The following is a 26,760-nucleotide window of genomic DNA, read 5'->3' as shown; positions in this document are numbered from 1 at the left end:
TGAATCAGAGAAACCTGTGGCGAGGGAGCTTGCTCCCGCTTGAGTGCGTAGCACTCACAAAAATCGGCAATGGCTGTCAGATTTTTAGGGCCGCTACGCAGCCCAGCGCGAGCAAGCTCGCTCGCCACAGGCTGCTCATTCAAAGCATCGGCTTGCCGCCGGTAATCCCGTAGCGCTGACCGATGCCAGCAGCACATAAATCGGCGCCACTTCGACCGGTTGTCCCGGCCGTCCCAGTAGTGTTTTCCCACCAAAGAAGAGTCAAAGGGTGGACCCCGCTCCCACAGTTGGATTTGTGGTGTTGCTAAGGTTGGGTCAGGCCTTGAGATTGAGCAAACTGCGTTCCATCCGCGCGATGCCTTCCTCCAGCAACGCACGCGGGCAGCCGAAGTTCAGGCGCACGAACTGTTTATGGGCATCGCCGAAATCCAGACCTGCACTCAATCCGACTTTGGCCTGTTCAAGGAAGAACTGCTGCGGATTGTCCAGACCCAGCGCCGAGCAATCGAGCCAGGCCAGATAAGTGCTCTGGGGAACATTCATGGTGACGCCCGGCAGCCGGGTGCGAACCGCATCAACCAGGTAATCGCGGTTACCTTGCAGGTAGCACAACAGCTCGGTCAGCCACGGCCCGGCTTCGGTATAGGCGACGCGTGTCGCCTCCATGCCCAGCGGATTGACGCTGTCGACCATGCCGCAACGGGCGTGGTTGACCCGTTCACGCAAAGCCCGGTCCTGGATGATCATGAACGAGGTCTTCAGACCGGCGATGTTGTAGGCCTTGCTTGCCGACATCAGCGTGATGGTGCGCTGGGCGATTTCCGGGCTCAACGACGCGGTGGGAATGTGTTTGCGCCCGTCGAAGCACAGTTCGGCGTGGATCTCGTCAGAGATGATCCAGGCGTCCTGTTCCAGGCAGATGTCGGCCACCGCTTGCAGTTCGTCCCGTGGGAACGCCTTGCCCAACGGGTTGTGCGGATTGCTCAGCAGCAACGCACCGCCACCGGCCAGCGACTGGCGCAAGGCGTCGAGTGGCGTGGCGTAGGTGCCGTCAGCCAGCGTGTCGAAATTCAGTTCAACCTTGTTCAGGCCCCAATGGACGGGGGCATGCCGCAGCGGCGGGTAGTTGGGAACCTGGACCACGACGTTCTGTTGCGGTTGCACCAAGGCGTTCAGGGCCATGTTGAAACCCGATTCCACACCCGGCAGAAAAATCAGTTCCTGCGGCTCGATGCGCCAGGCGTACTTGTTCCACAGATCGGCAACGATGGCGTGGCGCAAGTCATCCTGAGCCACGCTGTAGCCGAGCAACGGGTGTTCCAGACGTTTTTGCAGGGCCTGGATGATCACCGGCGGCGCGGCGAAGTCCATGTCGGCGACCCACATCGGCAATACCTCGGCCGGGTAGCGGCTCCACTTGGTACTGCCGGTGTTGTGGCGGTCGAACACCTGATCAAAATCGAAAGTCATGCTCATCTCATAAAGGCCGGGATTAATTCGGCAGACATGATAAGCGCCAAGCCCATGTGGGAGCGAGCTTGTGTGGTGAAGGGCCATTGACGATTTTCTGTATGCCGAAGGCGGCGGATAGGGAAGGGAGCGCAAAAACCTCCCTGACGTCTATGCTGGGCTAACCGATCCCGTAACGTTGCAGAGATCAGGAAGGCCTTCATGGAACCCACGTCGTTCTCCGAGAAAATGCTCACACGCACGCTGCTCGATGTCTTGATCCGGGCGGGACTGATCACCGTTCTGGTGCTCTTCTGCTTCCAGATTTTCAGTCCGTTCCGCGACCTGATGCTGTGGTCGCTGATCCTGGCGATCACCCTTTACCCGCTGCAAGAGCGGCTGAAAGGGCCGTTGGGACAAAAAGAGGGGCGTATCGCGACGCTGATTATCCTGGTCGCCATCTTCATCCTGATGGTGCCGATCTACTTGCTGGGCACCTCGATTGCCGACTCGGTCGAGCGCGCGGTGGAAATGGTCAAGGGCGGCAACTTTCAGATTCCACCGCCCGCCGAGTCAGTCGCCAGCTGGCCATTGGTGGGCCGGCCGCTGTCGGAATTGTGGCTGCAGGCATCAACCAATCTTCCCGAATTGACCGCCAAGTACATCCCGCAGATCAAATTCGTCAGCCTGACCCTGTTGGGCAAGCTGGCCGGCGTCGGCATGGGGTTCCTGATCTTCATTTTCGCCTTGATCATTGCCGGTATCTTCATGGCCTACGGCGAGAGTGGCAGCCGCAGCGCAGTACAGATCGCATCGCGCGTCAGCGATCCGGCCAAGGGGCCGAAAATCGCAGCACTCTGCACCGCCACGATCCGTGCGGTGGCGCTGGGCGTGGTGGGCATTGCGTTTATCCAGATGCTGCTGGTGGGGCTCGGTTTTGTCTTCATGGGCATTCCCGGCGCTGGCCTGCTTGCGCTGGCGGTGCTGTTGCTCGGCATCATGCAATTGCCGGTGACGTTGATCACGCTGCCGGTGATTGTCTTTGTGTTTGCCACCCAAGGCCCCAGCACCGGGACGATCGTGTTCGCCATTTACGTTTTTGTTGCCGGCCTGGTGGACAACGTGCTCAAACCGCTTCTGTTGGGGCGCGGGGTCGATGTGCCGATGCCGGTGGTGCTGATCGGCGCACTCGGCGGCATGGTCACCAGTGGCATCATAGGACTGTTCATCGGCCCGGTAATACTGGCGGTCGGGTATCAATTATTCTGGCAATGGGTCCAGGATCGGCCGCCGGAGGGAGGAGGGCCGTAACCATGAATGCGCAGCGTCATGAACTGCTGAATCAGGTACTGACCGCCCACGGCGGTCTGGAACGCTGGAACAGCTTCAGCCAGGTACGCGCCACCATCGTGACCGGTGGCTCACTTTGGGCAATGAAAGGGCTGACCCAGGACAGCGCACCACGCGAGATGACCGTCTGGCTGCATGAACAGCGAGCCTCGGTGACGCCCTTTGGTGGCGCCGATCAATTCACCGCTTACACCCCGGATCGAATCGCCATCGAAAATACCGCCGGCAAGGTGATTGCCGAGCGATCAGCACCCAGAGCGTCCTTTCGCGACCATGGGGAAAACAGCCCTTGGGATCCCCTGCACCGCGCGTACTTCAATGGCTACGCACTCTGGTCCTACCTGACCATGCCTTTCCTGTTCTCCTGGCCGGGTGTCGTGACCGAGGAAGTCGAGCCCTGGCAAGAGGGCCCTCAGCGCTGGCGGCGATTGCGGGTGACCTTTCCCGAGCACGTCGCCACTCACTGCGCCGTGCAGGATTTCTATTTCGGTGAAGACTTTTTGCTGCGTCGACACGACTACAACGTGGACGTCAGCGGTGGCCTGCCTGCCGCCCAGTACGTTCATGGCTATGTTGAAGCCGATGGCTTGCGCATGCCCGGCAAGCGGCGCGCCTATCGACGCAAGGCCGACGGTCAGGCAGACAAGGATGCCTTGCTGGTGGCCATCGACCTCAGTGACATCGGCTACTCGTAATGCACTGCGGAGGAATGAATCATGACCCTGCATTCCTGGGAAAAACTCTATCTCGATGACCTGAGCCTGGGTCAGGAATTTGAAAGCGACCCTGTTCGCGTCCACCAGGAAGCGATGCTGGCGTTTGCTCGCGAATATGACCCGCAACCCTTTCACCTGAACGCCGAAGAGGCCAAGTTGAGTCTGTTCGGCGGCCTGGCTGCCAGCGGTTGGAACACTGCGGCCCTGACCATGAAGCTGCTGGTGGCCAGCGTGCCCTTGGCGGACGGCATCATTGGCCTGAACATCGAGCTGAGTTGGCCAACGCCGACCTATCCAGATGACGTGTTGCGCCTGTTCAGCACTGTGCAGGCGATCGAACCGTCTGCCTCCAAACCGGATCGGGGCGTGGTGACGCTGTTCATGGAAACGCTGAATCAGAATGACAAGGTGGTGCAGCGTGCGACCGGGAAGTTGCTGGTGTTCAGAAAGCCGCCAGAGGATTGAAGTGGCTGGCCCTAATGCCAGTCAGTTAAGGAAATTGTAGGAGCGAGCTTGCTCCGGGCGGCGTTCCGACGATGGACTCAAGAGCGCCTCGTTTAGCCAGTAAGCACGCGTTTTCGTTAAAGACCATCGCGAGCAAGCTCGCTCCTACAGCATTTTGGCTGGCCCCTGTTTCAGGTTTTGGGGGGCGGCGCACGGTCTATAAGTATTCCAGACACATGACCTGCCTGGATTTCTCCCGGGCCGGACGCCATCAGACAAAAGCGCGGAGCACCGCCGGAGCGCCTTCGACCTGAACATTTCGCGCCAGCCCCAGGCATGGATCAGGTAGCCGGAGACCAACGACATTTGAATGCTGTGATTGGTCGGAGTGTTAAAAAATGTTATATCGAAAAAATACTTCACATAATCCGCTCATTGGTGGATGATCTGTGCAGCCGGCATGACAACTTGATAACAAGACAAAAGCAGGACTGCCCTGATGTTCGATGAGATCCCGACTCACGTGCTGAACGACAGCGCCCCTCAGCTGGTTTATCCGCTCGGCGCTGATCCTGCCTGTCGCGCCCCTATCTACAACGCGCCCGCCGTCCGCGCCTTACAGGCGTGGAAGCAGTCGCAGCTTTCCTCTGGAGTACGCCATGAATAACAAGAATGTAGGTGTTGTCGGTCTGGGCGCGATGGGGCTGGGCATTGCCCGCTCGTTGCTGCGCAGCGGTTTCAATGTGCATGCCTGTGATGTGCGCGCTGCCGTAACAGAACAGTTCGCCGGGGAGGGCGGTGTGGCTTGCCCTTCGCCATCGCACATGGCCGCTGAGTGTGACGTGATCATTACCGTCGTGGTCAACGCCGAGCAGACCGAGACCGTATTGTTTGGTGAGGGTGGTGCCGTGGCCTCGCTACGGCCGGGCAGCCTGGTGATCGGCTGCGCCACCGTGGCCCCGACCTATGCCGTGGAGCTGGGCCAGCGCCTGGCCACAATGGGTCTGCTGTATCTGGATGCACCGATTTCCGGGGGGGCCGCCAAAGCTGCCGCTGGCGAGATGACCATGATGACCTCGGGCCCGGCCGACGCCTATGCCAAGGCTGAGTCGATCCTGGCTGGCATGGCTGGCAAGGTTTATCGCCTGGGTGACGTCCATGGCCTGGGTTCGAAGGTCAAAATCATCAACCAACTGCTCGCCGGGGTACATATTGCCGCCTCTGCCGAAGCCATGGCGCTGGGCCTGCGTGAAGGGGTCGATGCCGATGCGCTGTATGAGGTGATTACCCATAGCGCCGGTAATTCCTGGATGTTCGAAAACCGCGTACCGCACATTCTAAAGGCTGACTACACGCCGTTGTCCGCGGTGGATATTTTCGTCAAGGACCTGGGTCTGGTGCTGGATACCGCCCGGGCCAGCAAATTCCCGCTGCCGCTGTCGGCCACCGCTCACCAGATGTTCATGCAGGCTTCCAGTGCCGGCTTCGGTCGTGAGGACGACTCGGCAGTGATCAAGATTTTCCCGGGCATCGAATTGCCGACGGCCAAGCCTGAGTCTGTTTGAGGAACACGTCATGACTACCTCCACCGCACGCCCTCTGTTGGGCTGCATCGCCGACGATTTCACGGGTGCCACGGACCTTGCCAACATGCTGGTGCGCGGCGGTATGCGTACCGTGCAAAGCATCGGTATCCCGAGCTCGGAAGTTGCTGCCGGGCTTGACGCCGATGCGATCGTCATTGCCCTGAAGTCGCGTACCACGCCGGTCGCCGAAGCGGTCGAACAGTCTCTCGCTGCGCTGGAATGGTTGCGCGAACAAGGCTGCGAGCAGATCTTCTTCAAGTATTGCTCGACGTTCGACTCCACCGCGGCCGGCAATATCGGCCAGGTCAGCGAAGCACTGCTGGCCGCACTGGGTAGCGACTTCACCCTGGCCTGCCCGGCATTCCCGGAGAATGGCCGGACGATCTTTCGCGGCCACTTGTTTGTGCAGGATCAGTTGCTCAGCGAGTCGGGTATGCAACATCACCCGCTGACGCCGATGGACGATGCCAATCTGGTTCGGGTGCTTCAATCGCAGACCCGCATGAATGTCGGCCTGTTGCGCTACGACACCATTGCCCGCGGTATCGAGCCGGTACGTGCGCGAATCGCAGAGTTGAAGGCTCAAGGTGTCGGCATGGCAATCGCCGATGCCTTGTCTGACAGCGATCTGTATACCCTTGGTGCCGCTTGCGCCGATCTTCCATTGTTGACGGGTGGTTCGGGGCTGGCCTTGGGCTTGCCGGAGAATTTCCGTTGCGCCGGCAAGTTGCGCGACCTCGATGCCTCGAAACTCCCGGCAGTGTCCGGTGGAGAAGTGGTGTTGGCCGGTAGTGCTTCGATCGCCACCAATGGGCAAGTGGCAGCCTGGCTAGAAGCCGGTCGGCCGGCCTTGCGGATTGATCCGTTGGCCTTGGCTGCTGGTGAACCGGTGGTGGCGCAAGCCTTGACCTTCGCCCGTGATAACGAACAAACCGTATTGATCTACGCCACCAGCTCGCCGGAAGAGGTCAAGTTGGTGCAACAGCAACTGGGTGTGGAGCGAGCGGGCAGCCTGGTGGAAAACGCCCTTGGCGAAATTGCACAAGGTCTGCGTCAGAGCGGTGTGCGCCGCTTCGTGATCGCCGGCGGTGAAACGTCGGGCGCTGTGGTTCAGGCGCTGGGCGTACAACTGCTGCAGATCGGCGCGCAGATCGATCCGGGTGTGCCGGCGACCGTCAGCAGTACTGACGAGCCTTTGGCGCTGGCACTCAAGTCGGGCAACTTCGGTGGCCGGGACTTCTTCACCAAGGCCTTGAATCAACTTGCCCAGGCCGGAGGCGCGCAGTGAGTAACGAAAACGCTCTGCGCGAAGAAATCTGTGAGGTGGGCCGCAGCCTTTACCAGCGCGGTTACACCGTCGGCAGCGCTGGCAATATCAGCGCGCGCCTGGACGACGGCTGGTTGATCACCCCGACTGACGTCTGCCTCGGGCGCCTCGATCCGGCGACCATCGCCAAGGTCAATCTGGCCGGGGAATGGGTGTCCGGTGACAAACCTTCAAAGACCCTGGCGCTGCATCGCCAGGTCTACGACCGCAACCCGAGCGTCGGCGGCGTGGTACATACCCACTCCACCCATCTGGTGGCGTTGACACTGGCCGGTGTCTGGCAGGCGGACGATATTCTGCCTCCACTGACGCCGTATCAGGTCATGAAAGTCGGGCATATCCCGTTGATTGGCTATCAGCGCCCCGGCTCGCCGAAGGTCGCCGAGCAGGTCGCCCAACTGGCCAACAGCGTTCGCGGCGTAATGCTCGAACGGCTGGGCCCGGTGGTCTGGGAGAGTTCGGTATCCAGGGCCAGCTACGCCCTGGAAGAACTCGAGGAAACCGCGCGGCTGTGGCTGATGAGCAATCCCAAGCCCGAACCGCTTGATCAGGCAGCGCTGGACGAGCTGCGAGAGACCTTTGGCGCGCACTGGTAGAGCGCTGGTTCAGCACGACAGAACACGATAGATCGAGAACGCAGGCCTTGTTCGGGAGACGCGCAGCGACTCCCAACGACCCCGGCTTGCCTGAAAAATACAATAACAAGAGGACATCAAAGTATGACTCACTCTCACTGCAACATTATTAGAAGTACCCATTCGTTGTCCCGGCGTGGAGGGCTTTCGATATGAGCCCGTTACTCCTGTTGGTTACCGCGGGGCTAGGGATCGCTCTGTTGTTGTTTCTGGTGCTCAAGTACAAGTTCCAGCCCTTCGTTGCCTTGATGCTGGTGAGCATTCTGGTGGCGCTGGTGGCCGGGGTAAAACCGGCCGATCTGGTCGCTACCATCGAAGGAGGCATGGGCAAGACCCTGGGCCATATCGCGATCATCATTGCCTTGGGCGCGATGATCGGGCGGATCATCGAACTCTCCGGTGGTGCCGAGGCGTTGGCCAAGACACTGATTTCCCGTTTCGGCAACCGGCGTACTCCCCTGGCGTTGACGATTGCCGGCTTCATGGTCGGGGTGCCAGTGTTCTTCGAGGTCGGTGTGATCATCCTCATGCCGCTGGCCTATGGCGTTGCCCGCAGTGCGCGTAAGCCGCTGTTGGTGTTCGCGCTGCCGATGTGCGCGGCTTTGTTGACCGTACACGCCTTTCTGCCGCCACACCCGGGCGCAGTCGCCGCTGCCAGCCAATTGGGCGCCGATCTGGGCCGCGTGTTGATGTTCGGGCTGCCGATGACCGCGTTCCTTTGCTATGTCGGTTACCGCGTGGCCGGGCGCATGACCCGTCGGGTGTTCCCGATGACCGACGATATTCGTGCCGAGGTCTATGGCCCGCATGTCACCAACGAAGATCTGGCCGCCTGGTCCAATGGCAACGACAAGAGCTCTGAACGGGCGGCTGTGGCCGTGTCGCACATGGGTCTGGAAGAGTCCACCAGCAGCATCGTTTCCAAATTGCCGCCGGCACCAGCGCCGGGCTTTGGTCTGATCGTCAGCCTGATCCTGCTACCCATCATTCTGATTCTGTTGGGAACACTGTCCACCTCATTGCTGCCTGCTGAATCGACCCTGCGCGGCATCATGACCGTGCTGGGCGCTCCGCTGGTGGCGTTGTTGATCGACACCTTGCTGTGTGCCTGGTTGCTGGGTTCGCGTCGGGGCTGGAGCCGCACTCAGGTGTCCGATGTGATCGGTTCGGCCTTGCCTGGTGTGGCTATGGTGATTCTGATTGCCGGTGCCGGCGGTGTGTTCGGCAAGGTGCTGGTGGATACCGGAATCGGTGCCGTGGTCTCCGATATGTTGCGCACCACCGGTCTGCCGGTGCTGGCGCTGGGCTTTCTGCTGACCATGCTGTTGCGCGCGGTGCAGGGCTCGACCACGGTGGCGCTGGTGACCACTGCCGGCATCATCAGTCCGCTGATTGCGACCCTCAGTCTCACCCCGAACCACATGGCCCTGCTGTGCCTGGCCATGGGTGGTGGCGGGTTGGCCATGTCCCATATCAATGATGCCGGTTACTGGATTTTCACCAAACTGGCCGGGCTGAATGTGGCCGACGGCTTGCGCACCTGGACGGTATTGACCACTTTGCTCGGTACCCTGGGTTTTTGTATTACCCTGTTGATCTGGCCCTTTGTCTAACGAACTGTCGACCTGTAGGAGTCGAGCTTGCTGGCGATGGCGATCTCAAGGACGCCATCGCCGGCAAGCCGTAATGCCGATCAGTTAAGCGAAAGCTGACTCTTGTAGGAGCGAGCTTGCTCGCGATGGACGCCAACGATAACGCGTATTCTCTGGATACACGCGTCGTCCTGAAGTCCATCGTCGGAACGCCGCCCGGAGCAAGCGCGCTCCTACAATTTCCTTAACTGACTGGCATTACAGCAATCCGTGCACCTGCAATAACGCCATCTATAGGAGCTACCATGCCTCGTTTTGCTGCCAATCTAAGCATGCTCTACCCGGAGCATCAGTTTCTGGATCGTTTCGCCGCCGCGGCTGCCGATGGTTTCGAAGCGGTGGAGTATCTGTTTCCCTACGACTACAGCGCTCAGGAACTCAAGCAACGCTTGAGTGACAACGGCCTGGTACAGGCACTGTTCAATGCGCCGCCCGGTGATTGGGCAGCGGGCGAGCGGGGCATAGTGTCGTTGCCCGGTCGGGAGAGTGAATTTCGTAGCGGTTTTGATCGCGCACTGGAATACGCCGACGTGCTGGGCAATTCACGCATCCATGTCATGGCCGGCCTGCTGCCCTCCGAGGATGACCGGGTACGGCATCACGGTGTTTACCTGGAGAACCTTGCCTACGCCACCGCACAGGCGGCCAAGGTAGGCGTCACCGTATTGCTCGAGCCGATCAATACACGGGACATGCCGGGCTTTTTTCTCAACCGGCAGGATCAGGCCCAGGCCATCTGCAAGGAAGTGGGCGCCAGTAACCTGAAGGTTCAGTTCGACTGCTACCACTGCCAAATCGTCGAAGGTGACCTGGCCACTAAACTGCGTCGGGACTTCGACGGAATCGGCCATATCCAGATCGCCGGCGTGCCAGACCGGCATGAACCGGACCTGGGAGAAGTCAACTATCCCTATCTGTTCGAGCTGATCGACCAGTTGGGTTATGACGGTTGGGTAGGGTGTGAGTACCGGCCGCGAGGCGACACGTCTGCCGGCTTGCAGTGGTTGCGGGACTGGAAGGCGCGCTAGGCGCAGCACAGGAGGGGAGACGGGCTCTGCCGGATCTGAGAGCCCGTTGTTTCAAGCCGAAATATTGTCCGACGGCAGCAACAGCTCGACACCCTGCTTGCGGATACCATCGGCCGCGGCAGGGGCCAACGCGTCATCGCTGAGGATGATGTCGAACTGCTCGAGCCCGGCGATCCTGTACATACTGAAAGTGCCGTATTTCGAACTGCTGGCCACCAGCACCGCTTGCGAGGCCGATTGCATCGCGGCTTGTTTGACCTCCACCTTCAGCGCCGAAGGCGTGGTCAGGCCGCGACGCAAATCCCAGGAACTGGTCGATATGAAGGCGATATCGGTGACGACTTGACGCAAAGTGGCAACCGCCAGGCTGCCCACGCACGATTGATTCGAGTGATCCAGCTGTCCGCCGGTATGAATCACCGTGACATGGGGTGCGTCAATCAGTGCCTGCACAATACCGAAGTCGTTAGTCACCACGGTCATACCGGAAAGCGCCTTGATGTGGGGGACGATTTCCAGTGTGCTGGTTCCCGCATCCAGGTAAATCGTCATATCGGCATGCAGTAACCGGGCGGCGATCCTGGCCATGGCCTGCTTCTGTGGCAATTCGACCACCGCCTTGAATTGATGGCTGGGCTCACTATGGAGCTGGCTAGCGATCCGCACCCCACCCGTTACCGAGTAAGCACGACCTTCCTGCTCCAGCAACGCGATGTCGCGGCGAATGGTCATGTGCGAACAGTCGAACATTTCCATCAATTGATGAACGCTCAGCACCTGATGCTTGCGCAACTGTCGCAGCATCAATTCACGGCGCTGTTCAGGGATCATCGGTGCGCCGTTTTCGGTGGCGATGTCCTTTTGACTAGGCATTCGGGCTCCAAAGTGAGGAAAGCTGACGGTAAAGGAAACGGACAAACATAGTAGCGAATCTGCGGCTGGATCAGTAGCGCGACGATGTGACGGACCCTGCTCAGTCAGCAGGTGGTTGAGCCGATTCGCCAAAGCGAGGGCAGCTCAACGATAGCGTCGGGGGCTAGAAACTGAACCGCTGCAGAATAACGCCCAGTCCGTCGGACATTACCTTGAGTTCCTGGGTTGTGCGCACGATCCCGCCTTGGGCTGTGGCGTTCTCTTCTACACTTTGCGCCACTCTTTCGACGTTGCAGGCGACCTGTTCACTGGCGGCGCGTTGTTCCTGGAGCGACAACGAAATGAAACTGACGGCCGCAAGGGATTCGTCCAGTGCACCCTTGATCCTGCCCATTGAAAGGCCCGCGCTTTCGACCAGTTTCTGACCATGGGTCACGCGCTCACAGCCAGCGGCCATGCTGTCTTTGGCTTTGACCATGCCGCTTTGTATGGCATTGACCAAGGCAACGATTTCCGTGGTGGATTGGGCTGTGCGGGCGGCGAGGCTGCGCACTTCATCGGCGACCACGGCGAAGCCGCGACCTTGCTCACCCGCGCGTGCCGCTTCGATGGCGGCATTGAGGGCAAGGAGATTGGTCTGATCGGCGATGCCCCGAATCACACCGACAATCAAACTGATGTCGTTAGACTGAATCGCCAGTTGATCGATGTCCGAGGCGCTTTGTGTCACCAGATCGGCAATCTGGCCCATTTCCTCAATGGATGCCTGCATGACCGACATGCCTTCGCTGGTGATTTCGCCTGCTTTCTGCGCGGTGCTCTGGGCCTGTCGAGCGTTGTCGGCGATGTGAGTGATGCTTACGGAAAGCTCTTCGACTGTGGCCGCCATGGAGGAGGCTGTCTCGCTTTGCATGGCGGCGCTGCTCAATCCTTGTTCGGAGGACGCAGACAATTGCAGCGTGGCACCTTCGATCTGCTCGGAGGCCTGGCTGATCTTGCCGATCATATCGCTCAGGCTGTGGCGCATCGCCTGGACGGAGTGCAGCACCCCCGTCGCCTGCTGTTGCTGATCAAACTGTGTAGCGGCCAGTTTCCCCTGGGCGATGTTCGAACTGATGGCGGCAAGTTCTGCCGGTTCGGCACCGAGCTGGCGGCTCAACAGTCGGGAGAGGAAGAACGTGTAGGCCGCGCCCGCGATTAGCGCCAATGCCAGAATCAACAGGCTGAACCGGAGACTGGAGGTATAGGCGATCTGGTTCTGCTCGAACTGGTTCTTGGCCTCTACCAGTTGAACCTCGATCAACTCGGAAAACTTGGCTGACAAGGGATCGATCAGTTGATACAAGTGATCTGTCGCGAAACGTGCGAGACCGGCGGCGTCGTTCTGGCGCAGCATGCCCTGCAAGTTTTGCATTGGCCCGTGAGTGGCTTCCATCAGCGGGTCGATTTGCGCGATTAAACGGGTTTCTGCGGGGATCAGTTGAGTCGATTTGAACGCTTGCCACGTGTGATCGATTTCCCTCTGCGCTTGCTCTATCCGGGTCAATGATTCAGCGTTGGTGAAGTTGCCATTGCGTGCCTTGTGGGTGGCATCGACGATGTCCACGGCGTACAGGTCAGCAATTTTTTTCAAGTCCCGTAGCGGCACGACTCGATCGAGATACACGGTCTCCAGACTGTGTACAGCGGATTGCATTCCCAACAGTCCAAGCCCGCCGACACACAACAAACCCAGCAGCAACGTGCTGGTGAGCACAAGCAGGTGAGTCCTGATTTTCCAACTTTCCATAGTCCGTAGTTCCTGAGTCAGCTAATCGATGGGTGATCGAGGGGGCAGCGTCAGTTGCAATGAAGGCACATTGGCATCATGTGCTGAGACTCAGGAGAAAAACATCGTGTGACCGGCGAGAATTTATGATTTTGCGACGTTTGATAACTACCTGACGGGCACGCTATCGGAGTCGACGCGGAAAGACTGGCAATCCCGGTCATTTGCGACAGTTGTGTTACAGCATCAACCTTGAAATGTCATGCAGCCAGTGAAGGCATTGAACAGTGTGTGCTGCTTGGTGATCGGTCTTGGGCCACGGCCGAGAAGAGGCGATGACCCTGCGGTTGGACAGGGTACAGCGACTGATTTGAAGGGCCCGTTCTTGAGAGGTGCGGGGCGAAAGCATCTATGCCATCCGCTCCCATTGTGCCTGCCGTCACTATTGGCTGGAGCGAATGGCCCCTCCATCAATCAACAAGTTCTGCCCGGTCAGGTAGCCCGCATGGCTGCTGCAAACGAAGGCACAAAGAGCACCGAACTCCTCGGGTGAGCCGAAGCGTTTAGCAGGAATTTCGCTACGGCATTCGCCAAGGAATACCTCACTGTCTTGCCCCAACTCTTCGGCAGCAGCGATCAGGTTGTCACGCAGTCGATCGGTGTCGAATGAGCCTGGTTGCAGGTTGTTGATCGTCACATTACGACTGGCAATGTTTTCTTGCCGGGCAAGCCCTGCGATAAACCCCGTCAGACCACTGCGCGCGCCATTGGACAGGCCCAGGCTTTCGATAGGGGACTTCACGGCACTCGAGGTGATGTTGATGATTCGGCCAAATCCGCGTGCCGCCATACCGTCTACCGTTGCCTTGATCAACTCGATAGGGGTCAGCATGTTGGCATCCAGCGCCTTGAGCCAGGCGTCGCGATTCCATTCGCGGAAATCCCCGGGAGGAGGGCCTCCGGCATTGTTGATCAAAATATCGAAATGCTCATGGGCCATGAGGGCTGTCGCCCGACCCTCGGGCGTCGAAATGTCTCCGGCTACGGCGATGACAGTCACTTCGGGATTTATCGCTCTGAGCTGACGGGCTGTGTCATTCAGCGTGTGTTCGCCTCGTGCGGTGATCACCACGTTCACGCCTTCGTGGACGAGTGCCTGTGCGCAGGCTTTACCCAGACCTTTGCTGGCGGCGCACACCAGCGCCCAACGTCCTGCAATTCCAAGATTCATGGGTGTTTTCCTGAAAGAAGGAAGCTCAAAGAAAGTGGATGCCGATTCATGCGTGATCCACCGTTGCAGACAGGTTTGGCGATCGAGCACCGATTCCCATAAAGCGCCGCACTCTTTCTCCTTCGGCATCGCATCGTATGGTTTCAGGTGCAGCATCCAGTTGGATATTGCCGTTCTCCATGAACACGACCCTGTCGGATATCGACATGGCAAAGTCCATTTCGTGGGTCACGATCAGCATGGTCATGCCTTCCTTGGCCAAGTCGCGGATCACGTTCAGCACGTCGTTGACCAGTTCCGGGTCGAGGGCCGAGGTGGGCTCGTCGAACAGCATGATCTGCGGCTCCATCGCCAGGGCCCGGGCGATCGCCACGCGCTGTTGCTGCCCGCCGGAAAGCTGGTGCGGGTACTTGTGGGCATGGGCCAGCAGGCCGACCTTGTCCAGTAGCGCATAAGCACGATGTTCACTCAGCTCGCCCGGCTGGCCATGGTAACGGGGTGCCAGCGTGACGTTGTCGAGAATGGTGCGGTGCGGGAATAGGTTGAAGTTCTGGAACACCATGCCGATGTGCCGCACGCCTTTGCGCAGGCGGGAGCTGTTGGGTTTGTCCGACGCTTCGATGAATTTTTCGCCGAACAACAGAATGTCGCCGGTATCGATGGTTTCCAGGCCGTTGACGGTGCGGATCAGCGAAGTTTTGCCCGAGCCGGATGGCCCGATGATCGAGACCACCTGGCCGTATTCGACATTAAGGTCGATACCCAGCAGCACCTTGTGCGTGCCATAGCTTTTCTGGATGTTCTTCAGTTGCAGGATGGGCGTCGCGTTGCTGCCTGCGGCTTTGCGCGCATTGTCGGGCAACGCTTCGGCGCTGGCCCTGAACGTGTCTATGGCGGCCCCGTCGAGCGTATGCGGCTTGCGGAAGTTCAGGTCCAGGTAACGCTCCAGGCGCTGCAGGAAATAGCCGAACACGGTGACGATCAATACGTAGTAGACGCCTACCGCAGCCAGGGTTTCCATGACCAGGAAGTTAGTGGCATAGAGGCGTTGGCCGACCGTGAGGATTTCGGTCAGGGAGATGACCGAGACCAGCGATGTCAGCTTGACCACAGTGATGTATTCATTGATCAAAGTGGGCAGCGAAATACGGAAAGCCTGAGGGATTACGATCAAGCGTTGCATGCCGAACAGGCCGACACCCAGCGCACGCCCGGCTTCCTTCTGGCCCTTGGCTACAGAGATCAGACCACCACGATGGATTTCCGCCATGTACGCCGCTTCGGTGACCACCAGGGCCAGCAAGCCAGAGTAGAAGGGGTTGGACAGAATCGGTCCGCTACCGGGAAACAATTGCGGCAAGTTGTAGACGAAAACCACCAGCACCAGTAACGGAATGCTGCGGAAGAACCAAATGTAGACAGCTGCGGGAATGCGCAGCAAGGGCGATTGGGACAGCTTGGCCGTGGCCAGGACAAAACCCAGCAGCATGCCGATGAACCAGGCCAGGGCACTGAGTTGGACCACCGTGACGCAGGCATTCCAGAAGTCTGGCAGGGAGAACAGGGAGAAGAAATACGACCAATCAAATTGCATAGGGCACCTCAATCTGCCGCCCCGGTGCAGGGGCGGCAGATGACCAGACTACTAGGACGCGTTCTTAGTTGGCAGTCGGTTCTTCCAAGCCATACTTCTTGAGAATTGCGGCGTATTCACCGCTCTTTTTGGTCTCATCGAAGGCCTTTTGCATGGCCTTGTAGGTTTCGTCGTTACCTTTCTTGACGAAGATGCCCAGGGTTTGCTGATAGATCGGATGCTCGGTGGTGATCACTACCCGGCCATTGGTCTTTTCCGCGATCATTTTTGCGGCGCCGGCGATTTCAACCTGGGCCTGAATGTTCTTGGACAACAGGGCCTGGGTCACTTCGGGTGCCGAGGGGTACTCGCTGACGGTGATGGCACCTTTGTTGTTCGGCACGCAGTAGTCGTCGGACAGCTTGCGGAATTCCTTGACCCAGGTAGTGCCCTGTTCCAGGCCCAGTTTCAAGCCGCACAGATCTTCAGGCTTTTTCGCATTGATCTCGCTGCCCTTGGGCACCATGACTGCGGCACCGGTGTTGGCATAAGCGATGGTCTGGGCCTGAGTCTGGCGCTCCGGTGTGATGTACATGCCGGAAATGATCGCGTCGTACTTGCCGGAGTTCAAGCCCAGGATCAGGCTCGGGAACTTGGTGTCGACGAACTCCACCTTGGCGTTCATGTGCTTGGCCAGTGCCGCGGCCAGCTCGGGGTCTGAACCCACCACGTTTTTGTCCTTGTCATAGGACTCGAAAGGAGGGTAGGTGATCTCCATGCCAACCTTGAGCGTGTCTGCTGCGGCCATGCTCAACGAGGCACCGAGCATACCGGCTGCCAATACAGCCAAGCTCAACAGGTTTTTTTTATTGGTTTTCATTATTTACTGACTCCGGAGTAGGTAAGGGTGCAGCTGAAAACTTCAATCAGGATGTTTGAGCCTGATTTTTCAAATGTCCGAAACTGGCGGGCTTGCGTGCCTTGCCTGGCAGTTGAACTTCCCCATTGGCCACCCTCTGGCGCAGATACTGATAGGTCTGCAGTGCCTGGCCATACATGTGTTCGCCGATCGTGATTTCTTCGTAGTCGTTGCCTGCCTGGGCGAACCCGGGCAGCGGTTTGATCTGGGTGTGATAGTCACAGGCATAAAACAGTGGAAAGGAATAGCGCTCCTCCTTCACGCTCCGCACCCGGTGCGCAGTGGCAACGAATGCGCCTGCCGTCATCACTTCCAGCATATCGCCGATGTTGACCACAAAGGCATCGGCAATCGGTGGTGCATCGATCCATTGGCCAAGATTGTTCATCACCTCAAGGCCTGGTTTGTCGGCCAGGAGAATGGTGAAGCACTCGTAATCGGTATGGGCACCAAGACCCGGTGCGTCATGGGCGGCACCGTCGAAGGGGTAGTGGATAAGGCGCAGCTTGGACGGCGGACGGGTGACCAGACTGTCGAAATAGTTTTCTTCCAGGCCCAGGGTCAGGGCGAAGCCGCCGAACAGGCGCCGGCCCAAGGCGAAGATCGCTTCATAGTAGGCCTGCACCGACGCCTTGAAACCTGACAGCTGCGGCCAGTCGTTGGGCCCCAGCAATGGGGTGTTGGCCAGCACCAGCGGGTCATCGGCCGGGACTTCGAAGCCGACGTCGAAGGCTTCCTTGTGGTCCGGCTTGCCTTTGGAATAGACCTCTTCGCCTTCGGGCACAAAGCCCTTGTGGGTTTGCGAGGTGCCGATGTAGTGCCGCATCTTGGTGTCGAAGGGCTGGTCGAAAAAGTCCTTGGCAGCCTTGCGCAGGTTGGCGATCAGTTGCGGGTCGATACCGTGATCGGTGATATAGAGGAACCCGACTTCGCTGGCGGCGCGCCCCAATTGTTCGGCCACGGCCAGGCGATGTTCCAGTTCAACGCTGAACAGACCGGCGATGTTGACCACCGGAATGCTCTTGAAGTTGGCTTTGTGCGTGTCAGTACTGGCGCTTTTATTTTTATTGTCAGGCATGACGCATCGGCTCCCTAAGGATTGCTTGAGTGGTGGAAACGGTCGAAGTGTTCGCGCTCGGTCCGGCCCATCCACACGTTCAATGACCACAGGTCGGCGACCGGGACATTGGTGAAGGGCAAATGGTGCAGGTAGCCGTCGGCGCCGAATTCCGGGGTCAGGGTGCTGACTTGGTAACCGCGGGCTTGCTGCGAGCGCCAAATGCTTTCCCAGTGTTGCTGATGGAAGGCCAGTTCTTTTGCATATTCGGGCGCCGCCGGGTGCGGAACCTGCGGGCCTTGGTCATAACCCACCCGGGCCTGGATATGGTGAACCCGCTCGATGAAAGCGCTCAGGTCATCGGCCGGGTCATTCAGCAGACGTTCGCAGGTCACGACCCAATGGCTGATGTCACTGGTGAACAACAGATCGGGCAGTTGCCGGATCAACTCCAGGGTCACCCAGGGGTTGAACAGCGAACGCGAGCGATGGGTTTCGAAGCTGCAGACCTGACCGTGCTTGCGCGCCAGTTCCAGTGCCTGACCGAAGAACTCCACTTGCTGTGGCAAGGACCAGCGATCATTGCCCGCCAGCACGTTGACGAAGCGCGGGCCAAGCTCGGCAGCCCAGGCGAGTTTCTGATCGAGGTCATTGAGGTGAACGTCAGGGGTCGCCGACTGGTCCGGCAGTACATCGTACGCGGTGAAGACTGTGCTGATGTAGCCCAGGCGATTCGCCCGGAGAAAGGCAGCGAACTCAGCCCGTTCACGAGCGTCTAATGGCAGACGTGCTTCCATTCCATCAAAGCCCGCGTGCAGCAACTCTTCAAGCGCCTGGGCTTTGCTGGCGGTGTAACCCCACAGCGTGCGGAAAATTTCCAGCTTCATCGGTGATCCTCAAAAGTCTTTAGGCCTGCTGCAAAACTACTTCGACGGAGCCAGTCGACGATCAATGGCCAGCAACAGCAGAGGGTTTTTGAGCTGTGTCTCTGCGTGATGGATCCCACTAAGCGCTGCTGCGGCCAGAGCGCTGTGGAGTCGATGTTAGGCATAGGCGGCGGCGCGAAAGAATCTGAAAACTCAAATCAATACTTCAGACTTTAATAAACAAATAGCTAGCTAATTATCGTGCTTAAAAAGGAGGATTTTAAGGTCGAGTACGTGTCTACGCTGGCTATTAGCGAGAGGTGCCACTGTTACGGCATTATTTTGAAGAGTCCCAAGCGACACCGGGCCGCTGATGGTTCGATTTTGGCTGTGCAGACATTCGTCCGCGAGCAATCACCTTTGAGGGGAGGGGTGAGGTCTCTTTGGATACATACGCCTATCGTCTTGCTTCAAAAGCTATGTTCAGAGACAAACGTGGCTATCTATCGTCATCACTAGGATGGTCAACGCAGTAAATCTACCTGACGAACAAAACGCCGGATTATCAGTGTTCACATGAGGCGGTCATGAAAGGAAGACGAAACTCAAAACGTCTGGATGGTTGGTGGAGGCTCGATTTGAGGCCGAAGCTCAACGCGTGTTGGCGAATAGATCCGTAAAAGCAGCAAGTCGATTTTTTAATGCGGCCGTGCAATTTGAAAGAGAATTCGAACCAATGGGACGCATCGCTGGTAATGCAGCCTGGACTGAACGTGAAAACGTGGGAGGTGAAATTCAGAAGCGATGACGTAGACATCGGTTCGGAGATTTAGATGCTCTGAATTCTGAGATTTAGTTCGGTGAACAACTACAGAGCTTTTGTAAAAGTTCCGCTCTGACACATGATTTAAATTATGGGCGATGATGGACGTTCATAAGTCATCCCAATCACCGCTATTGCTCGTTCAATGGTCGAGCAATTGGATCCGCTGTTCATCAATTCGTGTTCATGAGCCTCGAATCTCATGGCCACCGAAGATAGCCATTGCTAACCAGGTATCTTCAAGACTTCGGTTGCTGTCGGGGGCAATGTTTCAGCAGTATCGCTTTCGAACCGGGGCGCCGAGGCTAGGCGCGTCTGAAAGTCCAGCAGAAACTCGCGAACCATTGCTGAGTATGGCGCCTGGGGTTTGGCCATGTCTTTCATGTGTTCCACGGTGCGGTCTCTCAAGGTCTCCATACGCTTTATGATGCGCAGGTTTTCATCCGCGTATGGGTCGTTCGTGCGCGCTTCCAAGCTCTGAATCATCGTGCATAAATCTTTTACCGATTCCTCTAGAAAAGCGAGCTGGCGCAGGACTCTCGTACGGTCTTGGACCAAACCCAATCGGTTCAGGCCATAGGTATGAATCGACACGGCGCCGCGTAGGCTAAGTTTATCGTTCAGCGCCTGATCCATCTCGCTTTTGAACGCTGGCATTAGATGCGTTGTTGGAACAGCTTTCGGAAGCCCCGCATCATCGTGCGGTTTTGGCAATATCAGCCCGATGAGCTTTTCGCGGTCGATATGGAAGACCAAATGCTCTTGTGGGTTATCGCGACAGGGGTCGAGCAACAGTGCGCACTCCGCTGAACAGTCTCTTGAGGTTGGCGTCGCGCGCTGTCCCAAGATCGGAAAGTGGGTGCCCTTGCCAGTAGTTACCTTGCGTTGTTTGCTAAACCCAGCACCGTCAGCGCGCAGTTCGGCCAGTTGGGTCGAAAGTACCGGCGTTGCATGTTCATTGAGCCGGTTGCAATGTATGCAGCTGGGTAGCAGATTGTCCCAATCCATTGCCAGCCACCAATACCCAGGGTGACTGACATCCTCGCCAAGGCCTGCTTTAGGTCGATAATGCTCTACGTCAACCGGAGCCACAGCTGGATAGAATGTCTCGCAGTACGCGCATTTGCCATGAAACAGCGCGTGCAGCTGAGTTTTGACGGATTTTTTTCGGTATGTGTTGAATGGCGGCTTGACCGGTAAAGCATTCGCTGCCTCGGTTGGTTCGGCTGTGGGCGAATCACCAGCCGCCGTAGCTTGTGCACGCGTCAACGCTTCGAGTGCTGCGGCCTTCTGTTTAAAGTAAGCCGTCAACGCCGCGAGCTCCTGATCAGCGGCGCTGACGGTTGTCTTTCTCGGCAACATCGCACTGGGCTTTTTTACTAGGGTTCGATCAACAAAGCGCACGGTTTAAAAGCCCTCGAGGATATCCAGTATTTTATTCTTGGCATTCGCACGTATTGCCCCCCACGCGTTAGAGGGTTCTTTTTGTCGCTTTTGGAGGAAGTCAGCGACTGCTTCCTGAACCAAGCGCTGCGCTTCGCTGGAGCCAATTGGGAGAACCGTATTAATCTCATTTTCGAAATGCTTCATGACCTGTTGTTCTTGAGAACTCAATGTCTCGTTTTTCCTGAGTTTACTCAGGAGGTCGGCAACATTCGCCAACTGCATTTCTTTTTCCGGTTGGTCAGTGGAAATCAGGTTAAAAAAATCGGACGTCAACAGCTGCTCGATCGTCAACTGGGCGCAATCCGGAAGATTCACCAACCGTTCTACGCAAGCCGCGTATTGAGTATCTGCACCAGCGCTCCTGGACCGACGCTGAACCACCACCACTTCCCCACTTTGCATTCCGCGCAGACACAGTGGGTCATGGCTAGTGGCGATGAACGTGACCTTAGGCAATGCCTTGCGCAACACATGCATGATCTGAATTTTCCAGCGTGGATGTAGATGCGCTTCCACTTCGTCGATCAATACCACCGCCTGGGCATGTTCAAGGCTTTGATAGTTTGGGTTGATGCGTGGGTCCATCAACCGTCGCATGATGTCGCATACCATTGCCAAGATGGTCCTGTAGCCCGAGGACACATCATTGAGCGGGGTCTTGGTCATTACTCCAGCTGGGGCTGTCACGATCAAACAACATATTCCGTCCGGCGACTTTTCGATGACTTTTATGTCGCCTTCCACTGACATGATGATCTTCAGGGCTCGGGCTACGCTGTTGAGATCTTCTCCTTCCAACCCAAGCAGCCATTCTTCCGGATTCGGCAGCACGCGATCTGACTTGAACAGATTGATGATCGTGTGAGTTGACTGATAAGCCGTGCTGTTTTTCTGATATTGGCGAAAAGCTCCATACGCAAAGACTGGAAGCGCATCAGGAGCCCCGTCGTGCTTCCAAATTTTCCCGCCAATGTCGAGGGTTCTATCCGGACCCTCGTCAAAACCGAGACGAACCTGCGCCGAGCCTACGGAGATTTCGTTTTCCGACCCCAATCGCGCGGGGTTGAGCACTAGCGAGCCTATCGTTGGCTTCAGGCTTTTGCACGTTGCTGGGGCACTTAGCGCAAGCGCCGTCGCTTCGAGGATCGAACTTTTTCCTGTGGCGTTCTCTCCCAGTATCAACAACGCCGGTTGCAGGGATACGTTTCTCAAGAGCGATACCTGGGACCGCTGGACAAGGTCAAGTTTGAGATGCTCTATCACTTTGAAATGGCGAAGCTCTATTGAGAGCAACGACGGGTATACAAGTGGCACCGCCGTTTTCGCATCGCCGTACTCGCCCTCCACGTTAGCATTGGCCGGCGCATCTGAAGCGTCTGGCCGGAAGCGACCGAAATCGGTATTTTCGATCCAGCTCTCTAGTAGCGTTCGTTTTTGGCTGAAGGCTTCCATACGAAAGAAAGCTTGAAACGTGTTGGGCAACTTTGCGCGAGTGGTTGGCAGTTTTTTGCCAAGAATACTCGAGAGATACAGAGCAATCCGCCGGCATTGCAGATACCACAAACCGCCGAACTCAAGTTCGGCGAAATCAAACAAGGATAGAAAAGTTTTTTGGCGTGGTTGCCTTACGTTTTCGCTGAATGCCAACAGCTCATAGCGATATAGGCGAAGTCTGGCCTTACGAGCTTCGTTTAACTCCGGACGATCAAGTAGAAAATTAGCAATGGTGATATCGCCTTTTTCTGTTAGGGGTAGCAACTCCCCGGAAACCGACGGGAACAGGTGTTGTTCAAAGTTTTTTTCAACACAGGGATCAAGCAACAGCCCTGTCTCGCTTGGCGGGTACGCGCCCCATGAACCCAAATTTTCATCGGCGTACCGACGTAACTGATCGATACTTGGTAGCGGCGCACGTGCACCTTTGACGGGGAAGTATGAAGGCTGTCGCGGAACACACCTCAGGCAGATGGGGTAAATATTTTCCCAGGCATTGGCGAGCCAAGTGTAATAAAGGTGGGAGTCAATCTCACCCGGCGTAGAGATAACCGCAGATCCAGGTCGGAATCGGTAGGGGAGCGTCAAGTCATGAGTTTCGCAAAACGCACACTTCCCATGAAACAATAGTCCCAGTGCGTCATGAATGGGGCCAATCTGCAGATCCAGTTCCAGCCCTCGTGCGGAAAAGCGGGTCTGTGAACGCTCCAGCGGGTCAAGCATGAAGAACTGAAGCAGCTCACGCCTGGCCAAACTGAATTTTCTTTCGCGAAAAACACTTGGAGGCACTTTACTTCGCACAAACCGTTGCATTGCACATCTTCCCTAAGAGACGCAGAGAAGCTGACACTTCTCATTAATTACGCAATGCTAATAGCATAACGCCACTGACTGATAGTAAAGGTTCGATTCGGCCACCCGTTCGTTTCGATTAGACTCAAGGCAGGTGAGGCCAGGGACTGTTGGCTGTCATGCGTTCATGAGCGGCCGATTTGATCGTAGAGCCTGCGCTGTAGGTTAATCGCCACGGGCGAGGAAGGTCGTGCTTGGTCTGCTGGCCGACCAAACCTCACCAAGGCTGACCAGAGCTTTTAAAATGAAGATGCGCATGCACCTTCACTACCTTGAACACGCTGATGTTGGCCCTGCAGCCCATGCCCAGCGCAGAGGGTTTTCAGCTGTCGCTGGGCTACGCAACCATCTGCTGGGATTAGCCGCATACGCCAGTCAAATTGAGCCCGTTTATGGAGCAGAGCTCAAAGTGCGGTTGATCGCTGTGAACTGGCCAGTCGTGTACTGATGGCCTGGACGTTCCTGTTTTAGGCGGAGAGGGCGACAAAGCTCAGAACGGCTTCGTCTTCGATGACTTGCTCAGCGATCAGAAGCAAATGCGGTGTTTATCTTCTATCTTCGCCACCTATCCTGCTAGCGAAACAACACGAGGATTCCACCCTTAGGGAATGGGAATTTGTGCTTCGCCTGAGATGGTGTCTCGCTAATCTGTTCTCAAGCCGCCGGCATTTGCTGGCGATGGTAGAGAAACTCGAGGACCGTCGTACGGTAGCGGTGGTACTTGGGGTCGTTGGCCAGTACCAGGCGGTTGCGCGGTTTTGTCAGGTCAACACTGAGGATCTCGCCCACGGTGGCCGCCGGCCCGTTGGTCATCATTACGATGCGGTCGGAGAGCAACACGGCCTCATCGACATCATGGGTGACCATCACCACGGTGCTCTGAGTGGCTGCAACGATACGCAGCAACTCGTCTTGAAGATGCGCGCGGGTTAGGGCGTCGAGTGCGCCGAAGGGTTCGTCCATCAGCAATATTTTAGGTTCCATGGCCAGCGCGCGGGCGATACCGACACGCTGCTTCATGCCCCCGGAAATTTCGTTGGGGTGCTTGTGCATGGCATGGTCAAGACCGACCATTGCCAGCGCCGCTTCGGTGCGCGCCTTCAGCGCGGCCTTGTTCTCGCGTTTGCCGAATACTTTCTCCACGGCCAGGTGCACGTTGCCGAAGCACGTCAGCCAGGGCAGCAGGCTGTGGTTCTGAAACACCACGGCGCGCTCAGGGCCGGGACCGTCGATCTCGCGACCGTTGCAGATCAACCCGCCACCATTGGCTTCAAGCAGACCGGCGATCAGGTTCAGCACTGTGGATTTGCCACAGCCGGAATGGCCGATCAATGAGACGAATTCGCCGTGGGCAATACTCAGGTTGACGTTGCTGAGGGCCTGGAAGCGGCCTTTCTTGGTATCGAAGTGTTTGCTGACCTGGGTCAGCTCGACGAATTTTGTCATCTCGGTTCTCCTGCATCGGGTAAGCGTCAGTGGCGGGCTATCCATTACCAGCGCGTGTCGGTTCAATTGGCATAGTCGAAGCGTTTGGCGATCCACAGCAGGCCCTGTTCGAGCAGCAGGCCGACCAGACCGACGATGATGATGGCGATGAGAATGTGTTCGACGTTGAGGTTGTTCCATTCGTCCCACACCCAGAAGCCCAGGCCGACGCCGCCAGTGAGCATTTCTGCGGCGACGATCACCAGCCATGCCACCCCGATGGACAGGCGAATACCCGTCATCAGATGCGGCAACACCGAAGGAAACAGGATATGGGTGAACACCTTCCACTCGCTGAGCTTGAGCACCCGCGCGACGTTCAGATAATCCTGCGGCACGCTGGCGACTCCCGCGGCGGTGTTGAGGATGATCGGCCAGATCGAGCTGATGAAAATCACCCAGATCGATGCCGGGCCGGCAGCCTTGAACACCAGCAGGCCGATTGGCAACCAGGCCAGCGGCGAGACCGGACGTAGCAGGCTGATGATCGGCGCGAACATGCCGCCGAGGAAGGCGAAGCGGCCGATGGCGAAGCCCAGCGGGATACCGAGCAGGGCTGCAAGGCCGAAGCCGATGCCGACCCGGCCAAGGGAGTTCAGCACGTTCCAGCCGATGCCCATGTCGTTCGGACCCTTGTCGTAGAACGGGTCGCTGAACAGCTCCAGGGCCGAATACCAGGTCGCCAGCGGGCCGGGCAGGCCTTCGCTACGCGCCGCTATCAACGCCCAGACGGCGAGGAACAGGGCGATACCCAATAATGGGGCAATGCCATCCCTGGCGCGTTGACGCAACCCACTCAGGAGGGGGGAGCGACGCTCTGGCGGGGTATTCGCCGTAGCGGTGGGCGACGCTGGCAACTTGAGGGGTGCGTTCATGGCGGGTTACTCCGGTCAGGCTTTGATGGTGAAGGAGTTGGCATAGGCGGCCGGATTGGAACCGTCCCAGACCTTGCCGTCGATCAGGGTGCTACTGCGCAGTGGACTGCCCGGTACGGCCAGACCAAGCTGGCTGGCGGCTTCGCCGTAGAGTTTGGTCTGGTTGATGGACTTGGCCACGCCGGCGTAGTCCACGTCTTCCTTGAGCAGGCCCCAGCGGCGGAACTGAGTGAGGAACCACATGCCATCCGACAGGTAGGGATAGTTGACGCTGCCATCCTTGCAGAAGGACATCGCATGCTCGTCCGTCCATTGGTTGCCTAACCCGTCGTCGTAGTGGCCGAGAAAGCGTTGCTCGATCACTTCGACGGGCGCATTCACGTAGGCTTTGCCGGCGATCAGTTGGGCGGTGCTTTTCTTGTTCTCTACGCTGGCCTCGATGAATCGGCTGGCGTCGAGCACCGCCATGGTCAGCGCCCGGGCGGTATTGGGGTATTGCTCGACGAAGGCACGGGTGGTGCCAAGGATTTTCTCCGGGTGGTCGGGCCAGAGTTTCTGGGTGGTGAGGGCAGTGAAACCGATGTTGTCGGAGATTGCGCGGGCTCCCCAGGGCTCGCCGACGCAGAAGCCGTCCATGTTGCCCACGCGCATATTGGCGACCATCTGTGGCGGTGGCACCACGATGGTTTTCACGTCGCTCAGTGGGTTGATGCCGAGGCTGGCGAGCCAGTAATTGAGCCACATGGCATGGGTGCCGGTGGGGAATGTCTGGGCGAAGGTCAGTGGGGTGCCGCCTTGCTTGACCTTGGCTGCCAGTTGCTCGCCATTGGTCACGCCCGCTTGCTGCAACTGCCTGGAGAGGGTTATCGCCTGGCCGTTCTGGTTCAGCCCCATGAGCATGGCCATATCTTTCTGCGGCCCGCCGATGCCCAGTTGCACGCCATAGATCAGGCCGTAGAGCACATGGGCAGCATCCAGTTCGCCGTTTAGCAGTTTGTCGCGTACGCCGGCCCAGGATGCCTCTTTGCTTGGCGTGATGGTGAGGCCGTATTTTTCGCCGAAGCCCTGGGTTGCCGCCACCACGACTGATGCGCAGTCGGTAAGCGGAATGAAACCGACCTTCAGTGCAGCTTTCTCCGGCGCATCGCTGCCGGCGGCCCAGACCGCGCTGCGCAGCAAGCCCGGCGTGGCCAGATCAAGGGCGGCGATCCCGGCGACAGTGCCTGCCGCCACCAGGGATTGCTTCAGGAAGGTGCGCCGGCCAGGGTGTACCGGATGTTGCGAGTCACGCTCATCAGTCATAACCACATC

General features: G+C 57.9%; 22 protein-coding genes and 1 pseudogene. 9 read left to right on the top strand and 14 right to left on the bottom strand.

What is annotated here, in order from left to right; translation table 11 throughout:
* Positions 1–139: 139 nt before the first annotated feature.
* A pseudogene (locus tag ACYZTL_RS02785) lies at positions 140–255 on the bottom strand (NAD(P)-dependent oxidoreductase); the annotation flags it as partial.
* Positions 256–315: 60 nt separating this feature from the next.
* Positions 316–1,470, bottom strand: coding sequence for a MalY/PatB family protein (locus ACYZTL_RS02780; RefSeq protein WP_461950483.1), 1,155 nt, complete (start codon positions 1,468–1,470; stop codon positions 316–318).
* A gap of 201 nt (positions 1,471–1,671) precedes the next feature.
* Between ACYZTL_RS02780 and ACYZTL_RS02775 the strand changes: the two genes are divergently transcribed.
* From ACYZTL_RS02775 to otnI, 9 genes are all read left to right on the top strand, one after another.
* Positions 1,672–2,760 (top strand): AI-2E family transporter, encoded by a 1,089-nt coding sequence (locus tag ACYZTL_RS02775; RefSeq protein WP_461950482.1) that lies wholly within the window; start codon positions 1,672–1,674, stop codon positions 2,758–2,760.
* Positions 2,761–2,762: 2 nt separating this feature from the next.
* Positions 2,763–3,494, top strand: a complete 732-nt coding sequence (locus ACYZTL_RS02770; protein WP_461950481.1) for a hypothetical protein — start codon at positions 2,763–2,765, stop codon at positions 3,492–3,494.
* A 21-nt stretch (positions 3,495–3,515) separates the two neighbouring features.
* Positions 3,516–3,980, top strand: a complete 465-nt coding sequence (locus ACYZTL_RS02765) for a MaoC family dehydratase (RefSeq protein ID WP_461950480.1) — start codon at positions 3,516–3,518, stop codon at positions 3,978–3,980.
* A 478-nt stretch (positions 3,981–4,458) separates the two neighbouring features.
* Positions 4,459–4,626: a hypothetical protein gene (locus ACYZTL_RS02760; RefSeq protein ID WP_461950479.1), complete on the top strand. Its 168-nt coding sequence runs from the start codon at positions 4,459–4,461 to the stop codon at positions 4,624–4,626.
* Positions 4,619–5,524 (top strand): L-threonate dehydrogenase, encoded by a 906-nt coding sequence (gene ltnD, locus ACYZTL_RS02755; protein WP_461950478.1) that lies wholly within the window; start codon positions 4,619–4,621, stop codon positions 5,522–5,524. The genes ACYZTL_RS02760 and ltnD overlap by 8 nt, the downstream gene beginning before the upstream one ends.
* Before the next feature lie 10 nt (positions 5,525–5,534).
* A complete protein-coding gene (gene otnK / locus ACYZTL_RS02750; protein ID WP_461950477.1) occupies positions 5,535–6,833 on the top strand; it encodes a 3-oxo-tetronate kinase in 1,299 nt (432 codons plus the stop codon).
* Entirely contained in the window at positions 6,830–7,468 is a 639-nt protein-coding gene (gene otnC, locus ACYZTL_RS02745; protein WP_214383357.1) for a 3-oxo-tetronate 4-phosphate decarboxylase, read from the top strand. Before otnK ends, otnC begins: the two co-directional genes overlap by 4 nt.
* Before the next feature lie 191 nt (positions 7,469–7,659).
* Positions 7,660–9,120, top strand: a complete 1,461-nt coding sequence (locus tag ACYZTL_RS02740; protein ID WP_461950476.1) for a GntT/GntP/DsdX family permease — start codon at positions 7,660–7,662, stop codon at positions 9,118–9,120.
* Positions 9,121–9,404: 284 nt separating this feature from the next.
* On the top strand, positions 9,405–10,187 hold the full coding sequence (gene otnI, locus ACYZTL_RS02735) for a 2-oxo-tetronate isomerase (RefSeq protein WP_461950475.1): 783 nt from the start codon (positions 9,405–9,407) through the stop codon (positions 10,185–10,187).
* Positions 10,188–10,238: 51 nt separating this feature from the next.
* Here the strand turns inward: otnI and ACYZTL_RS02730 are convergent, their stop codons facing one another.
* From ACYZTL_RS02730 to ACYZTL_RS02675, 12 genes are all read right to left on the bottom strand, one after another.
* The gene (locus tag ACYZTL_RS02730; RefSeq protein ID WP_461950474.1) at positions 10,239–11,060 is read right to left on the bottom strand and encodes a DeoR/GlpR family DNA-binding transcription regulator; all 822 of its coding nucleotides are present in this window, start codon (positions 11,058–11,060) and stop codon (positions 10,239–10,241) included.
* A gap of 163 nt (positions 11,061–11,223) precedes the next feature.
* Entirely contained in the window at positions 11,224–12,849 is a 1,626-nt protein-coding gene (locus ACYZTL_RS02725) for a methyl-accepting chemotaxis protein (protein WP_461950473.1), read from the bottom strand.
* Positions 12,850–13,270: 421 nt separating this feature from the next.
* Positions 13,271–14,059, bottom strand: a complete 789-nt coding sequence (locus tag ACYZTL_RS02720) for an SDR family oxidoreductase (protein ID WP_461950472.1) — start codon at positions 14,057–14,059, stop codon at positions 13,271–13,273.
* 46 nt (positions 14,060–14,105) lie between these two features.
* A complete protein-coding gene (locus ACYZTL_RS02715) occupies positions 14,106–15,653 on the bottom strand; it encodes an amino acid ABC transporter permease/ATP-binding protein (RefSeq protein ID WP_461950471.1) in 1,548 nt (515 codons plus the stop codon).
* Positions 15,654–15,717: 64 nt separating this feature from the next.
* Positions 15,718–16,512: an ABC transporter substrate-binding protein gene (locus ACYZTL_RS02710; RefSeq protein WP_461950470.1), complete on the bottom strand. Its 795-nt coding sequence runs from the start codon at positions 16,510–16,512 to the stop codon at positions 15,718–15,720.
* Between the two features lie 46 nt (positions 16,513–16,558).
* On the bottom strand, positions 16,559–17,629 hold the full coding sequence (locus tag ACYZTL_RS02705; RefSeq protein WP_461950469.1) for an isopenicillin N synthase family dioxygenase: 1,071 nt from the start codon (positions 17,627–17,629) through the stop codon (positions 16,559–16,561).
* A 14-nt stretch (positions 17,630–17,643) separates the two neighbouring features.
* Entirely contained in the window at positions 17,644–18,495 is an 852-nt protein-coding gene (locus ACYZTL_RS02700; protein WP_461950468.1) for a sugar phosphate isomerase/epimerase family protein, read from the bottom strand.
* A gap of 1,027 nt (positions 18,496–19,522) precedes the next feature.
* The gene (locus tag ACYZTL_RS02695; protein ID WP_461950467.1) at positions 19,523–20,608 is read right to left on the bottom strand and encodes an HNH endonuclease; all 1,086 of its coding nucleotides are present in this window, start codon (positions 20,606–20,608) and stop codon (positions 19,523–19,525) included.
* A gap of 96 nt (positions 20,609–20,704) precedes the next feature.
* Entirely contained in the window at positions 20,705–23,050 is a 2,346-nt protein-coding gene (locus ACYZTL_RS02690) for an AAA family ATPase (RefSeq protein WP_461950466.1), read from the bottom strand.
* Positions 23,051–23,743: 693 nt separating this feature from the next.
* Positions 23,744–24,535, bottom strand: a complete 792-nt coding sequence (locus ACYZTL_RS02685; RefSeq protein WP_461950465.1) for an ABC transporter ATP-binding protein — start codon at positions 24,533–24,535, stop codon at positions 23,744–23,746.
* Positions 24,536–24,597: 62 nt separating this feature from the next.
* Positions 24,598–25,449 (bottom strand): nitrate ABC transporter permease, encoded by an 852-nt coding sequence (ntrB, locus tag ACYZTL_RS02680; RefSeq protein WP_461950464.1) that lies wholly within the window; start codon positions 25,447–25,449, stop codon positions 24,598–24,600.
* Positions 25,450–25,464: 15 nt separating this feature from the next.
* A complete protein-coding gene (locus ACYZTL_RS02675) occupies positions 25,465–26,751 on the bottom strand; it encodes a CmpA/NrtA family ABC transporter substrate-binding protein (RefSeq protein WP_461950463.1) in 1,287 nt (428 codons plus the stop codon).
* Between the last annotated feature and the right edge of the window lie 9 nt (positions 26,752–26,760).

Source organism: Pseudomonas sp. LB3P81 (assembly GCF_054897965.1).
This window is presented reverse-complemented; position numbering and strand designations above follow the sequence as displayed.

What these genes read in the sequence shown, in the direction of transcription:
- ACYZTL_RS02780 (WP_461950483.1), bottom strand. Translation starts at nt 1,470, where the DNA reads ATGACTTTCGATTTTGATCAGGTGTTCGACCGCCACAACACCGGCAGT.
- ACYZTL_RS02775 (WP_461950482.1), top strand. Translation starts at nt 1,672, where the DNA reads ATGGAACCCACGTCGTTCTCCGAGAAAATGCTCACACGCACGCTGCTC.
- ACYZTL_RS02770 (WP_461950481.1), top strand. Translation starts at nt 2,763, where the DNA reads ATGAATGCGCAGCGTCATGAACTGCTGAATCAGGTACTGACCGCCCAC.
- ACYZTL_RS02765 (WP_461950480.1), top strand. Translation starts at nt 3,516, where the DNA reads ATGACCCTGCATTCCTGGGAAAAACTCTATCTCGATGACCTGAGCCTG.
- ACYZTL_RS02760 (WP_461950479.1), top strand. Translation starts at nt 4,459, where the DNA reads ATGTTCGATGAGATCCCGACTCACGTGCTGAACGACAGCGCCCCTCAG.
- ltnD (WP_461950478.1), top strand. Translation starts at nt 4,619, where the DNA reads ATGAATAACAAGAATGTAGGTGTTGTCGGTCTGGGCGCGATGGGGCTG.
- otnK (WP_461950477.1), top strand. Translation starts at nt 5,535, where the DNA reads ATGACTACCTCCACCGCACGCCCTCTGTTGGGCTGCATCGCCGACGAT.
- ACYZTL_RS02740 (WP_461950476.1), top strand. Translation starts at nt 7,660, where the DNA reads ATGAGCCCGTTACTCCTGTTGGTTACCGCGGGGCTAGGGATCGCTCTG.
- otnI (WP_461950475.1), top strand. Translation starts at nt 9,405, where the DNA reads ATGCCTCGTTTTGCTGCCAATCTAAGCATGCTCTACCCGGAGCATCAG.
- ACYZTL_RS02730 (WP_461950474.1), bottom strand. Translation starts at nt 11,060, where the DNA reads ATGCCTAGTCAAAAGGACATCGCCACCGAAAACGGCGCACCGATGATC.
- ACYZTL_RS02725 (WP_461950473.1), bottom strand. Translation starts at nt 12,849, where the DNA reads ATGGAAAGTTGGAAAATCAGGACTCACCTGCTTGTGCTCACCAGCACG.
- ACYZTL_RS02720 (WP_461950472.1), bottom strand. Translation starts at nt 14,059, where the DNA reads ATGAATCTTGGAATTGCAGGACGTTGGGCGCTGGTGTGCGCCGCCAGC.
- ACYZTL_RS02715 (WP_461950471.1), bottom strand. Translation starts at nt 15,653, where the DNA reads ATGCAATTTGATTGGTCGTATTTCTTCTCCCTGTTCTCCCTGCCAGAC.
- ACYZTL_RS02710 (WP_461950470.1), bottom strand. Translation starts at nt 16,512, where the DNA reads ATGAAAACCAATAAAAAAAACCTGTTGAGCTTGGCTGTATTGGCAGCC.
- ACYZTL_RS02705 (WP_461950469.1), bottom strand. Translation starts at nt 17,629, where the DNA reads ATGCCTGACAATAAAAATAAAAGCGCCAGTACTGACACGCACAAAGCC.
- ACYZTL_RS02700 (WP_461950468.1), bottom strand. Translation starts at nt 18,495, where the DNA reads ATGAAGCTGGAAATTTTCCGCACGCTGTGGGGTTACACCGCCAGCAAA.
- ACYZTL_RS02690 (WP_461950466.1), bottom strand. Translation starts at nt 23,050, where the DNA reads ATGCAACGGTTTGTGCGAAGTAAAGTGCCTCCAAGTGTTTTTCGCGAA.
- ACYZTL_RS02685 (WP_461950465.1), bottom strand. Translation starts at nt 24,535, where the DNA reads ATGACAAAATTCGTCGAGCTGACCCAGGTCAGCAAACACTTCGATACC.
- ntrB (WP_461950464.1), bottom strand. Translation starts at nt 25,449, where the DNA reads ATGAACGCACCCCTCAAGTTGCCAGCGTCGCCCACCGCTACGGCGAAT.
- ACYZTL_RS02675 (WP_461950463.1), bottom strand. Translation starts at nt 26,751, where the DNA reads ATGACTGATGAGCGTGACTCGCAACATCCGGTACACCCTGGCCGGCGC.